11 protein-coding genes and 1 pseudogene are annotated in these 14,488 nt (G+C 25.4%); 10 read left to right on the top strand and 2 right to left on the bottom strand.

Annotated elements, in window-relative coordinates:
• From ACERKK_RS05445 to ACERKK_RS05405, 9 genes and pseudogenes are all read left to right on the top strand, one after another.
• The coding region (locus tag ACERKK_RS05445) for a flagellar hook-length control protein FliK (RefSeq protein WP_373772069.1) at positions 1 to 615 on the top strand (615 nt) is incomplete at its 5' end.
• A gap of 1 nt (position 616) precedes the next feature.
• Positions 617 to 907: an EscU/YscU/HrcU family type III secretion system export apparatus switch protein gene (locus tag ACERKK_RS05440; RefSeq protein ID WP_373772068.1), complete on the top strand. Its 291-nt coding sequence runs from the start codon at positions 617 to 619 to the stop codon at positions 905 to 907.
• 66 nt (positions 908 to 973) lie between these two features.
• The gene (locus ACERKK_RS05435; RefSeq protein ID WP_373772067.1) at positions 974 to 1,414 is read left to right on the top strand and encodes a hypothetical protein; all 441 of its coding nucleotides are present in this window, start codon (positions 974 to 976) and stop codon (positions 1,412 to 1,414) included.
• Positions 1,411 to 3,192, top strand: a complete 1,782-nt coding sequence (mrdA, locus tag ACERKK_RS05430) for a penicillin-binding protein 2 (protein WP_373772066.1) — start codon at positions 1,411 to 1,413, stop codon at positions 3,190 to 3,192. Before ACERKK_RS05435 ends, mrdA begins: the two co-directional genes overlap by 4 nt.
• Before the next feature lie 73 nt (positions 3,193 to 3,265).
• A complete protein-coding gene (gene fliP / locus ACERKK_RS05425; protein WP_373772065.1) occupies positions 3,266 to 3,991 on the top strand; it encodes a flagellar type III secretion system pore protein FliP in 726 nt (241 codons plus the stop codon).
• A 125-nt stretch (positions 3,992 to 4,116) separates the two neighbouring features.
• On the top strand, positions 4,117 to 4,539 hold the full coding sequence (locus tag ACERKK_RS05420) for a peptidylprolyl isomerase (RefSeq protein WP_373772064.1): 423 nt from the start codon (positions 4,117 to 4,119) through the stop codon (positions 4,537 to 4,539).
• A gap of 103 nt (positions 4,540 to 4,642) precedes the next feature.
• Positions 4,643 to 5,992 (top strand): TolC family protein, encoded by a 1,350-nt coding sequence (locus ACERKK_RS05415; protein ID WP_373772063.1) that lies wholly within the window; start codon positions 4,643 to 4,645, stop codon positions 5,990 to 5,992.
• The gene (locus ACERKK_RS05410) at positions 5,985 to 6,758 is read left to right on the top strand and encodes an efflux RND transporter periplasmic adaptor subunit (protein WP_373772062.1); all 774 of its coding nucleotides are present in this window, start codon (positions 5,985 to 5,987) and stop codon (positions 6,756 to 6,758) included. Before ACERKK_RS05415 ends, ACERKK_RS05410 begins: the two co-directional genes overlap by 8 nt.
• Positions 6,755 to 9,982: pseudogene (locus ACERKK_RS05405) on the top strand (efflux RND transporter permease subunit). Before ACERKK_RS05410 ends, ACERKK_RS05405 begins: the two are co-directional and overlap by 4 nt.
• 4 nt (positions 9,983 to 9,986) lie before the next feature.
• Here ACERKK_RS05405 and ACERKK_RS05400 read toward each other — a convergent pair.
• Together ACERKK_RS05400 and ACERKK_RS05395 are read right to left on the bottom strand one after the other, a co-directional pair.
• On the bottom strand, positions 9,987 to 11,819 hold the full coding sequence (locus ACERKK_RS05400) for an SLC13 family permease (RefSeq protein ID WP_373772061.1): 1,833 nt from the start codon (positions 11,817 to 11,819) through the stop codon (positions 9,987 to 9,989).
• A 61-nt stretch (positions 11,820 to 11,880) separates the two neighbouring features.
• On the bottom strand, positions 11,881 to 13,959 hold the full coding sequence (locus ACERKK_RS05395; RefSeq protein ID WP_373772060.1) for a PAS domain S-box protein: 2,079 nt from the start codon (positions 13,957 to 13,959) through the stop codon (positions 11,881 to 11,883).
• A gap of 97 nt (positions 13,960 to 14,056) precedes the next feature.
• On the opposite strand from ACERKK_RS05395, the gene ACERKK_RS05390 reads away from it, so the two are divergent.
• Positions 14,057 to 14,488: redoxin domain-containing protein (locus tag ACERKK_RS05390; protein ID WP_373772059.1), on the top strand; the 432-nt coding region annotated here is incomplete at its 3' end.

Below are 14,488 nucleotides of genomic sequence, written 5' to 3'. Positions count from 1 at the left end.
CAGATTTTTAACACTATTGATAAAATTGAAACAATGATAAAAGAAAATATTCAAATGCCTAATAACTTTCTCAAAAATGATGTAAATCAAAGTTCAAATGATATGAAATCAGTATTACTACAAATGAGTGAAGAGTTAGTAAGTAAAACTGACCCAAAATCTCAAGAACTAGCAAAACAAGTTGAAAAAATGCTAGTTCAAATTGATTATCATCAACTTTTATCTTTAACTGCAAATTCAAATTATGTTTATGTTCCATTTTTTTGGGATATGCTAGAAGATGGAACAATAAATATGAAAAAAGTTGATGAAGAAAAGTTTTATTGTCAAATTAATTTAACACTAAAAGATTTTGGAAAAGTTGATTTGATGTTATCTTTATATGATAAAAATAAATTAGATTTATCAATTTATGCACAAAGAGAGCATTTTAAAATTGCAGTAAAAGAAAATCTACAAAAGCTAAAAAAAGCTCTTAATAGTGTAGAATTAATCCCTGTTAATATTAAACTTCTTAATTTAGAAGAAGATAAAACAGAAGAAACAAAAAAAACAGAAGTTTATGTAAATCCTTATAATGATGATTTAGATTCTGGTTTAAATATAAGAGTATAAAATGAAAAAAGAGATTGATAATCCTAACTTTGTTCAAAAAGCTGCTGCTTTAAAATATGAACAAGGAACAGATCAAGCTCCAAGAGTAACTGCAAAAGGTAAGGGACAAACAGCTACAAATATTATTAAATTAGCCAAAGATAATAATATTCCAATTAAAAAAGATGAAGATTTAATTGAGTTATTATCTCAAATTGATATAGATAAAGAAATTCCTGGTAGTATGTATAAAGCTGTTGCTGAGATATTTTCATTTATTTATGATTTATCTAATAAAAATAAACAAAACTAATTTGATATAAACATAAGAACATTTATATTATAATCCCAACAAAATCAAAGTAAAGCATACTATTTAATGACACAAAATAATTTATATAACCCAATTTTTCTTTTCACTTTATTAATATTTATAATTACAATAAATACTATATCTTCTATTCATTTTATGATGATTTTATTAGCTGGAATTTTATTTATGGGTTTTTCAGTATGCTTAAAAAATAAATATTTATACTCTTTATTTTTTATTATTCTTACTTTTATATTTATTGAAATTAATGCAGGATTAAAACCTCTAAGTCTTACGCTATTATCCTTATTTTTATATATATTTGTAATACCTTTAATTAATAGAGTTGTATCTTTACATAAGTTTGATGATTATATATTTATCTTACTTTTTTATGTTGGAATTATTATTATTTGGTCTATTAGTATGGATATGACTTTTGATATATTCACAACTATTTTAATAAATCTTATAATTGATTTATTATTTTTTGGAGTTTTCTTTTGAAATATAGGTTAAATATCATATTCATTTTTATTATTATACTTATGGGAACTCTATTATCAAGAGTATATTTTTTAAGTATTAAATCAAATACTTATTATGAAGAATTATCAAAAAGAAATTATATTCACAGAGTATTAAAAGCTCCTATTAGAGGTGTAATAGAAGATAGAAATGGCGAAAAATTAGCTGTTAATCAAATGGGATTTTCAATATTAATTGAACCACATTTAGCATCATATAAAAATAAGAAAAAACTACAAGATGCAATTGCATTAATAAGCAAACATTTTCCTGCTTTTGAAGAAAAAGAGTTAATGAAAATATATAGAAGAAAGGATTCTCCTTATAATCATGATTATGTTCCTATAATTGATTATATTCCTTATGATGAGTTTTTTCCAAAATATACACTAATTGCTTCACAAGATAATGTCAAAATTGAATCAGCTGTAAAAAGACATTATCCTTATAGAAAGGTTGCTTCACATATTATTGGTTATGTAGGAAAAGCATCAAAAAATGACATTATAAATCAAGAGCTTGAAGCACATCATAAAATTATTGGTAAAAATGGTTTAGAAAAATATTACAATGAAATTCTACAAGGTAAAGTTGGATATAAAGACGTAAAAGTTAACGCACTTAATGAAGAAATTGAAGTACTAGAAGAACAAGAACCTTCAACTGATAATAATATTAAAATCTCTCTTGATATAAAACTACAAAAATATATTCAAGATATTTTTGGCAAAAAAAGTGGTGCTGTAATTGTAATGGATGCTCATAATGGAGAAATCTTAGCAGGTGCATCTTTTCCTGAATTTGATAATAATATTTTTGCAGAAGGAATATCTACAAAAGAGTGGGAAAAAATGAGAAATGATTTTAACCATCCTTTTACAAATAAATTAATAAATGGACTTTATCCTCCTGGTTCTGTAATTAAAATGGGTATTGCTTTATCTTTTTTAGAAAATGGCCTTAGTAGAGATTATAAAGTTTATGATAATGGTTCACATAGAGTTGGAAATAGAAACTTTAGATGTTGGAAAACAACAGGACATGGAACTGTTGGATTTATAAAAGCTATTAGAGAAAGTTGTGATGACTTTTTTTATAAAGCTAGTATGGAAATTGGTATTAATAATATTTCAAATACTTTAGATAAATTAGGTTTTGGGCAAAAAACTGGTGTTGATCAGCTAAATGAATTTGTAGGAATTAATCCAAATAAAGATTGGAAACAAAAAAGATTTAATCAACCTTGGTATGTTGGGGAAACTCTTATTTCTTCAATTGGTCAAGGAAATGTATTAGTAACTCCAATGCAAATGGCAAGATATACTGGATATTTAGCAACAGGGAAACTTCCAAAACCACATTTATATAAGCTTAATTATGAAGAACCAACTGAAGTTGATATTCCAAAAGAGTTTTTACCAATTGTAAGAAAAGGAATGTATGAGGTAACTTATCATCCTAATGGAACAGCAAAAAGACATATAAAATCAGAAATAGCAATTGCTTCAAAAACAGGAACTGCACAAGTTGTTACTATTCCTCAATCTGAAAAGAAAAGAATGAAAGAAAGTGAACTAGATTATTATCAAAGATCACACGCATGGCTTACAACATATGCACCTTATAGAGATCCTAAATATGTTGTAACAGTTATCGTTGAACATGGTGGACATGGTGGTTCTGCAGCAGGAGGTATTGTAAGTAAAATTTATAATAAACTTGAAGAACTTGGATATATACAAAGAAGAGGAAAATAAACTATAAGAAAATTACTTATAGTTTAATCATTCTTCTGATATTATAATTTTCTATTTTTAAACAGGACAATAATTGAAACTACTTATAAGCTTATTAATATTCTCAATATCATTATTTGCAGCTGATGCACCATTAATAAATTTATCAGTAGCTTCTGTAGAAGAACCAGCTCAATTTGTAAAAACAATTAATATTGCAATTATTCTTGCTCTATTTGTTCTTGCACCTACTTTATTGCTTATGGTAACTTCTTTTACAAGACTTGTTATTGTATTTTCATTACTTAGACAAGCAATGGGTTTACAACAAACTCCTCCTACTCAAATCGTAATTTCATTATGTTTAATTTTAACAATTTTTATTATGGAGCCTTATGGTAAAAAGTCATGGGAAGAAGGTATCAAGCCTTATATGGATAAAGAAATTAGTTATGAAGTAGCATTTGAAAGAGGTATTGGGCCTTTTAAAAATTTTATGATTAAAAATACAAGAGAATCAGATTTAGCCCTATTTTATAGAATTAAAAAAGAGCCAAATCCAAAAAATATTGATGATGTACCATTAACACTTTTAATGCCTGCATTTATTGTAAGTGAACTAAGAACAGCCTTTGAAATAGGCTTTTTAATATTCTTACCATTTTTAGTTATTGATATTATTGTAGCTTCTATTCTTATGTCATTAGGGATGATGATGTTACCACCTGTAATGATATCCCTACCTATTAAAATTATCTTCTTTATCATTATTGATGGATGGCAACTTTTAATTGGAAATCTAGCACAATCCTTTAAGTGACGATCATATGGAAAACTCTATATTTTCCATACTTCTTTAATTTTCTTTAATAAATCTTGTTAATTTATATTTGATATTTTATCCTAAATATTATATAGTTCATAAATCAAAAATAAGGGGCCAAAATGCCTATAGAAATTAATCAAAATGTTAAAATATTATTTGAAGTTAAAGTAGATGGTGAAGTAGTAGATGGAAGTAGAAGTAATAAACCTTTTGAATTTTCATTTGGTGTAGGACAAGTAATTCCAGGATTAGAAGCTAGAATTATTAATATGAAAGCAGGAGAAGCTGCAAGTTTTGTAGTTCCAGCTGCTGAAGCTTATGGTGAATATGATCCAAGTGGAATACAAACTCTTCCAATGCAAGATTTTAAAGATATAAAAGATTTAAAAGTTGGTATGCAAATTCAAGGTGAAGATGAAGAAGGTCAACCTTTACAAATTATTGTAAAAGAAATTACTGAACATCAAGTTACTGTTGATTTCAATCATCCACTAGCTGGAAAAGACTTAGAGTATAAAGTTAAGATAGACTCTTTATTATAAGTTCAACTTATAATAAATATATAATTAATCATAAGTTTGATTTATATTAAACTTATGCATTTTTAGAGTATAATATCCCTATATATAAAATATAGGAGATATTATGATTAAATATTTTTTACTTATTATTTTTTCAACATCTGTTTTTGCACAAATAGTTGATTTTAATGATGTATTAAATTTAACTCTTCAAAATGATAAAAACTTACAAAAACAAAAACTAAATACAAAAATATCCAAACTTGATATAGAAAATATAAATGCGATTTCTTATGGAAAAATAAACCTTAGTGAAGAAATAAGCAGAACAAATCACTCAGGATATGTTTTTAATTCAAAGTTATCTTCACGTGAAGCTAGTTTTAATGATTTTGGTTTTTCTGAAAATAATGGTGATTTCAATAAAGAACCAAAAAATTTAAACTATCCAGATTCAAGAAATAATTTCACTACTAAACTTACTTATGATTTACCACTTTTTACAGGTTTTAAACTATCAAAACAAAAAGAGATTTTAAAACTAAAACAAAAAGCAGAAATTTTAAAACTTACTCTTAATAAAAAATATCTATCTTATGAAGTTTTAAAAGCTTATAATCAAGCAGTAATTGCAAAAGAGTTTATCAATGCAAGTAAAAAAGCACAAGACTCTATTAACTTTGTTTTAAAATCAGCTATTGCTTTTCATAAAGAAGGTTTAGTTACAAAAATTGATGTAAACCAAGCAAGGTTACATAAGCTAAATATTAATGCCCAAGTTATAGAAGCTACAAATAACTATGAACTTGCCTTAGAGTATTTAAGATTTTTATCTTCAAATGATAAGATTTCAAATGTAAAAGAATTAAAGACTATTCACTACGATATAACGAATTTTACTACACTTTTACATGAAGCTTTAAAAAATAGAGATGAACTAAAATTACAAAAAATAAATAAATCTGCTATGAAAAAAAATATTGATATTGCAAAAAGTTCATATTTTCCAAGTGTATATTCTCACTTAGAGTATGGGTTTAATGATGATAAACTTACTTTTGAAGATGATAAAGATTATTATACTGCTATGATTGGTATAAATTACTCTTTATTTGACAATACAAAAAGTATCAAAAAACAACAAACAAAAATCACATATAAACAATCAATTTTAGATTATGAAAAAACAAAAGATTTTATAAAACTTGAACTTCAAAAAGATTTGCTAAATGTAAAAACAAAAGAAGCAATTCTAAAAGAAAAAGTTCAAGCAAAAATTTTAGCTAAAGAAATTGTAGAACAATCAAAACTTATGTATAAAAATAGATTGATTTCAATGAGTGAATTACTAAAACAAGAGGCAAACTTTCAAAATAGTAAAGCACAAGTGTTAATGGCAAAATATGAAAACACTCTTGCTCTTGCAAAAATCACTTTAGACTTAGGTTTAAATTTAAAGGGAAAAAATGATTAAAAAATTCTTATTAAGCTGTATTTGTATAAATATATTTGCTAATGAAATTGAACTTTCAGGAACTGTAATTTCTGATAATGAAAAAGTTATATCAAGTAGAAATATGGGATTTATAAAAAATGTTTATGTAAGTGAAGGTTCTTTTGTAAAAAAAGGTCAATTGCTTTATGAGATTGATTCATCAAATATTGATTCTAAAAAAAATGAAGCACTATTAAATTTACAAATTTTACAAAATAACTATAATAATATTAAACTAAATACTCAAAGATATCAAAGACTTTATAAACAAGACTTAGTACCTAAATATGATTTTGAACAATTACAATTAAAGTTATTAAATACAAAAAATATGATTTTAATTGCAAAAGCAAAACTAAAAGAAGTAAAAAATGAATATAACTATTTAAAAGTTAAAGCACCAAATGATGCACTTGTAGTTAAAAAGTATATTAAAACTGGAGAAATGGCTATGCCAAGTTCCCCTGCTTTTATACTATCTGATTTAACAGATTTAAAAATCAAAACTGATGTTTCTCAAAAATATCTAAATAGTTTAAAATTAAATCAAGAAGTTGATATTTTTATCTCTTCTATTAATCTAAAAACAAAAGGTAAAATTGATGCAATTATTCCAAATATAAATGAAAAAACTCATTCATTTATTTTAAAAATATCTTTTGATAAAAAAGATAAAATCATTTATCCTGGAATGTATTCAAATATTTATATTCCTGATTTTATAGAAAATAGGGATAAAGAATGAATAATGAAAAAATAGGAAAAGATTTAAATATTGCAGGAAAACTATCACTTGCTTTTATAAATCATCCCCTAACTGCTATTTCAATTATGTTTATTTTAGCACTTGGATATATTTCGTTGATTTTAATGCCAAGAGAAGAAAATCCACAAATAAAAGTAAGTGGAGGTGCTGTAATAGTTGCCCTACCAGGTGCTAGTGCTAGTGAAGTACAAAAAGTAATTATTGAACCTTTAGAAAAAAAAATAAAAGAGATTAAAGGCGTTGAGCATATATACTCTTATGCAAAAGATTCAGTAGGAATTGTACAAGCACAATATTTTATTGGCCAAGATAAAGAAGAATCAAATCTAAAACTTTATGATCAAGTTATGAGAAATATGGATTTAATGCCAAAAGGTGCGCAACAACCAATCATTAAAACAATGGATATTGATACAGATATTCCAATAGCTACAATTGCTTTTTATGCAAAGAAAAAAGATGGTAAAGATGTAATTTCTCAAACTAAACTTTTTAATGAAGTTAATAAACTAACAAAAGAAATAAATAAAATAAAAAATGTTGCTTTAGTTGATTTAAAAGGAGAAAAAAAAGAGCAATACAATATTTTAGTAGATGCTAAAAAGATTTCACAATACAATTTATCCCTTGCAAGTATTATGAAACAAATTCAAGCTTTATCTTTAAAACTTCCAAATATAAATGCATATACAAATACAAATGAACTTGTAGTATTTGGAATAAAACAAGCAATACAGTCAAGTAAGGATATAGAAAATATTATAGTTGCTATAAATCAAAATGTTCCAATTTATTTAAAAGATGTAGCACTTGTAGAAAGAACATTTGATATTCAAAATAAAAAAGAAGCCATACTTTATCAAAAAAACCAAGATGGGAATTTTGAAGAATTAAATCAAGTAACATTAAGTGTTTCAAAACTAAAAGGTTCAAACTCTGTTATTATAAATGAAAAAATATTTGCTTTTATGAATACTCAAAAAGATTCCTTGCTTAATAAACATATTGCTTATACTATTACAAGAGATGATGGATATACAGCAAATAATGCTGTAAACTCACTTGTTTTAAATCTTGTAATTTCTATTTTTATAATTGCTGTTTTACTAATATTTTCTCTTGGATTTAAAGAAGCAATGATTGTATCTTTAACTGTTCCTATGATTTTATCTCTTACTTTATTTGTTGGTTTAATTATTGGAGAAACAATAAATAGAATCACACTTTTTGCACTTTTGGTATCACTTGGAATGCTTGTAGATGCTGCTATTATTGTAATAGAAAATATTCATAGACATAGACAAATAAATAAAAATGCAGATATTTCAATACTTACAATAAATGCTACAAATGAAATAGGAAATGCTACAAATATCGCAACAATTGCTATTATAATGACATTTATTCCTATGTTTTTTGTAGGTGGAATGATGGGACAATTTATGCACCCTCTTCCTGTTTTTGTACCGATTTCATTATTTATGTCTTTATTTGTAGCTTACGCTTTTACACCGTATTTAATCAAGAAATTTTTATAGGATTTATTTATGAAATTAGAAAAATTTATTTATAGTATATTAGAAAATAAAACAAAATCATATTTAGTATATTTTATCACTTTAGTTTTATTTATTTTAAGTATCGCAACTTTTCCTACAAATATTGTAAAAGCAAAAATGCTTCCAAGTAAAAACTCTGATACATTTTCAATTTATGTAGATTTAAAAGATGGATCTTCTATCAATCAAACAAAAGAAATTACAAGATGTATATCAAAACAACTTCAAAAAAACGAAAATATTACAAATATTTCAGTTTTTTTAGGTGAAGGCCAACCGCTTGATTTTGCAGCACTTGTAAAACAAAGTGCCTTAAAAGATAAACAATCTCAAGCTGAAATGATGGTAAATATTAAAAAAGCCCAAGATAGAGAAATCACAAGTTATAATCTAATTAGCCAATTAAGAAAGCCTATTCAAAAAAAGTGTTCTTTATATGAAGCAAATATAAAATTTATAGAACTTCCTGCTGGTCCTCCTGTATTAGCCTCAATTGTTGCTGAGATTTATGGAGGTGATTCATTTGAAAGTAGACGTGATTTTGCTATGCAAATTGCACAAATACTAAAAAAACAAAGCACTTTAGTTGATATTGATGTTATGGCTGATGAAGATATTATTAAATACGAACTTGAACTTGATAATAATAAAATCATTCAAAGTAAAGTAAGTTTAGAACAAGTAAAAAACATACTTTATTTAGCCTATGAAGGTATTAAAATATCTGTAGTAAATGAAAGCAATGCACAAAGTCAAATACCAATTTTTCTAAGATTAGATGATTCAAGATTATTAAAAGACTCTTCTTTAAAAAGTTTAGAAAAAAAACTTGAAAATCTAAAAGTTATAAATGCAAATGGTTTTATGATTAGTTTATCAGAGTTTGTTAATATTAAAAAAACAATCAAAGAACCAACAATAACATCAAAAAATTTAACAATGATGATAAATGTAATTGCTGAAACAAATAAAGATAGTCAAATTTATCCCCTTCTTAATGCAAGAGATGAAATGTTAAAAAATCTATCTTTAGAGTATGAAGTAATAAAAACAAATATGTTAAATCTATCTTTTGTAAATAAAACTACAAATGAAAGATTTGATTTAGTTTTTGATGGAGAATTAAAAGTAACAATTGATACCTTTATTGATTTAGGAGGTGCATTTATAATTGCACTTGTTTTGATTTTCTTTTTAATGGTTATGTATTATAAAAGTTTTGCATTATCAGGTGGAATTGTATTATCAAGTTTTATATCAATAATAGGAGTTATTTTTGCTCATGTTATTATGGATATTTTTACTAATGATACTTTTTATTTAACAGCAACATCACTTATTGGTTTTATTGGACTTATTGGAATTAATTCAAGAAATTCTACATTGATTATTGATTTTACAAAGATTCTAATAAAAGAAGAAAACCTAAGTACAAATGAAGCTATTGCAAAAGCAACAGCAACAAGGTCTAAGCCAATTATACTAACAGTTCTAACAATGGTGTTTGCATCATCACTTCTTGCAACTGATGCTGTATTTGGTGGTTTAGGAGTTGCACTTATTGGTGGTACTTTAATTTCTTATATTGTATCTATGTTTTTTGTGCCTGTTATTATTAAAAATCATATGTATAAAATTTTATAAATTATCAAAGAGAATAAAATATCATCAATAACCAAGATAAGGAAATCCACATGATAAATGTTAAAGGAATTCCTACTTTTAAGAAGTCATTAAAACTATATCCACCAGCTGTCATAACCAAAAGATTTGTTTTATATGCCATTGGAGTTGCATAACTCATATTTGCTCCAAATAATACAGCTAAAACAAAAGCTTCTGGTGGAAGATTTAACTCTTGTGCAATTGCTATTGAGATTGGTGTTCCTATTACAGCTGCTGCGTTATTTGATACTATATTTGTCATTATTGCCATTAAAAGCATTAAACCACTTAATATAAATAGTGTTGAACTTCCTTGAGTTAAATTTACAAATAAATGTGCTAAATATGAGGCAGCTCCTGTTTTAAGAAGTGCTTGTCCTAAGGCTAAGGAAGCCACAACTATTAATATTACTTGAGTATTTAAAGCATTTGAAGCATCTTTCCAATTTATACAGTTTGTCATAAACATCAAAAATACACCTAAAGTTGCACTTATTGCAATAGGTAAAATTCCAAGAGCTGAAACACTAACAATACCAAGCATAATAAAAAATGCAATTGGCGCTTGTTTTGAATGTGCTAAATCAGAAGTAGAATCCAATACTAAAACTTCTCTACTCTTTTTTAACTCATCAATATTCTCTTTTTTTCCTTGGATTAATAAAACATCTCCTACTTTTAGATTTATATCTGCCATATCTTTTAGTATTTTTTCTGTTTTTTTACCACTTCTATGAAGTGCTAAAGCAATTAAATCGTTTTTTTGTAAAAATCTTGTTTGAGAAAGTGTAGTATTATTTAATCTTGAGCCTTGAGAAACTATTACCTCAGCGATTTGTTGTTCATCTTCCATTAAAGGATGTTCATCATCAACAGCACCTAAACTTGAGTATAAAACAGCATCTAAAATAGTTTCATAACTTTTTAGATTTTCAGGAGTATCTTCAACTACTAACATATCATTTGCTTGAATAATAGCTTTTGAATTTGGCAAAATATACATATCTGTACTATTTCTATGAACTCTTAAAACATTCATCATTCCATCTGTTTTTTTTACTAACTCATCTAAAGGCATCTCTTTAGAAGCTGATTCTTCTGAAATTAGTAGTTTTGCTGTAAATATTCTAGGAGAAGTATCACTTAAAGGCGTTTGCTTATCTTTTAATAAATAAGGAACTACCAACCATAAATAAGCAATTGCAAAAAATGATGCAATTAATACAGGCAAAAAGAAATCAAACATTCCAAAACTTTTCAATCCCATATCAACAGCAACTGATACTACAAGTAAGTTTGTTGATGTTCCAATCGTTGTACTCATTCCACCAATTAATGTAGCAAATCCCATAGGCATTAACACTTTTGAAGCTGATGTTTTTGTTTTTATAGAGACTGCTGTTAAAATAGGAAGTAATAAAATTACAATAGGTACATTATTTATAAAAGCACTTAAAATAGCCCCAACTACTAAAGTTAAAAGCAGCGATAGCTTTGGATATATGCTCCATAATCTTGATAGTACTCTTCCAACAGGCTCTAAAGCTCCTGTTCGAACCAATCCTTGACCTGCAATCATTAAAGCACAAACAGCAATTAAAGCCTCATGACCAAAACCTGAAAAAAAATCTAACGCATGAATAGAAGTGTCATTATAAGAGTATGGGAAAACTGTAAATCCAACGGTTAATGAAACTAAAATAAAAAGACTTGATGTTTCTAAAGGAATATTATCTCTTGTAAATAAAAAAAGTGCTAATAACGTTAAAAGCATAACAGATAAAGAATGATTATTAAGAGTTGTTACAAGATCCATAAAAAAACCTTTAATATAATATTTACATATTACAATGTATTTATAAAAATACTACTTATTACTACTTTTTAAAGTATAGTGGTAAATCAATAAAGAAACAAACTCCTCTTTTGTAGTTTTTAAATGAAAGCTCACCATCTAAATGTTTTTCAATAATTGTCTTTGACATATATAATCCAAGTCCCGTACCCATTTTTTCAGTTTTTGTACTAAAATAAGGGTCAAATATACTTTTTGATATTTTTTTATTTATTGTTCCACCATTATTATAAATACCAATTCGTATGTTTTTATTTCTTTTTTTAATAAAAATCAGAATATTCTTATTCTTAATTTTTTTATTATCTAAAGCTTCTTTTGCATTTTTTAAAATATTTAAAAGTACTTGAAGAAGTTCTCTTGAAAAAATCTCTACTTCACTATTATCTTTAATTAATAGCCTAAGTTTAATATTATTATTCTCTAAAGACTGATTAATAATCTTTAGTGATTCATTGATAACCTCATTAGGAGAGATAATTTCTTTTTCTTTATTCGGTCTAAAGTAATTTCTAAAATCTTCAATTGTTTCTGATAAATAAGATGTTTGAGTTAAAATAGAGTTTGACTGTTCTTTTAATTCATCTTCATCTATTAAACCCAATTCTAAATCTAATAAATTATTATTAGCAATCATCGCAATAACTGAAATAGGTTGTCTCCACTGATGCGCTATCATAGAAATCATTTCACCCATAGCAGCATGTCTTGACTGAGCAATCATCATTTCTTCTTTATTTTTAAGCTCTTCTTCTAAATATATTTCTTTTGTGATTTCTTGCTTAATTGCTAAGAAGTTCGTGATTTTTTTATCTGTTGGGTTATCATAAATAGGTGTAATAATTGCTGATTCCCAAAACTCTTCACCTTGTTTATTTATATTTTTAAAAGTACCTTTCCAAGTCTTTTTTGATATTAATGTTTCCCATAGTATTGCATATTCATTTGGTTTTGTAAATTCTGATTTTAATATTTTTGGATTTTTTCCTACTGCTTCTGAAAATGTATAACCAGTAACTTCTGTAAAGTGAGGATTTACATATTCAATATCTCCATCTTTATTAGTAATTACTATTGAAATTGGAGAATGCTCAATTGCTATTTTTAATTTTGTTAATTCTTTTTTTAAGCTAATTTTCTTTTGATAATATTTTTCTATATAATTAGAGATTAAATAACTAATAAATATTGTCACAATAATTATTATGATTAAAAATAAAAAATTCTTCTTTAAATCAGCATATAATAAATCATAAGTTTTTAACTCTTTTGGTAATAAAATCATAAAAACTTTATTTTTTGTATCTATATCAAGTTTTGTTATAAAAAAATCTTTATTTCTAATTGAATCAGATTTATTATAATCTTTTGGCAACTTTGAAAAAATATCTTCTATATTAAACTCTAACTTATAATCCCTACTCCAGTTAAAGTCTGAATTTTTACTTATTATAATCTGTCCATCATCATAAATAAGATTTACATAATGCAATGATGTATCTTGTATCTCTTTTAAAAACTCACTTAGATTTATATTTATAATTGATATTCCATATTTAATACCATCAATAATTATAGGAGTAGCAATTCTAAGTGTTGGAACTATTGGATACTCTATTTTCCCATTTTCGATATTCAAATCTATATTTGAAAAGTAGTATTTCCCTTTTTCTAAATTAATCGTATCCTCAAAGTAATAACGCCCTTTTTTATTTTGAAGGGCATCTTTAGGAGTTAATTTTGGTTTTTCATAATTATCAACTCTAATAATTTCATTACCTAATTTATCTATATATCTTAGTTGAAAAATTTCTTTATGAGATAAAGCATATGATAAATATAAATCTTCAACATACTCTTTATTTTTTCCTGATTTTACAAAATCTATAAAACTTTTATTTAGAACAAGTGAATTTAAAAGCTTTTGTCTATGCTCAATAAAGTTATTAAAAAAGTGTACTCTTTCATCAATTTTACTATTTAACTGTTGTGTTGATAGTTTGTGTATTGTTTCTTTTTCAATTAAAAAAGTAATTAAAAATAAACTTGCAATTGCGATAATTAAAGAGGATGAGATTAAAAAGAATATTTTGTTTTTCATTATGTATTATTATAAATACTTACTAAAAAGGTACTTATACTAAATCTCTTTAATACAATTTGATATAATAAAACTCTAATTTAAACCTAGGAATAAAATGAAAGATAAAATAAAAAAATATTTAAAAGAAATCATAAAATTTGCAATCATACTAGCTATTATTTTAAATGTTGTAAGTTATTTTAAATCACAAGATTTAAATAAAGAAAAACTAACAGAACAAAGTTTTAAACTACTTGATAACAAACAATATTCTATCCCAAATGATAAACCAATATTAGTACACTTTTGGGCTACATGGTGCCCTACTTGTAAAATAGAAGCATCAAATATAGAAAAAATCTCAAAAGAGTATGAAGTAATCACAATAGCCTCACAATCAGGAAGTAAAGAAGAAATACAAAAATATCTAGATGAACACAATCTAACATTTAAAGTGGTAAATGATATAGATGGACAATACTCAAATAAGTTTAATATCCAAGTGTTTCCTACAACATTTATTTACGATAAAAATAAAAATCTGAAG

This window comes from Poseidonibacter sp. (genome assembly GCF_041821165.1).
In the GTDB taxonomy this organism is placed as follows: Bacteria; Campylobacterota; Campylobacteria; order Campylobacterales; family Arcobacteraceae; genus Poseidonibacter.
This window is presented reverse-complemented; position numbering and strand designations above follow the sequence as displayed.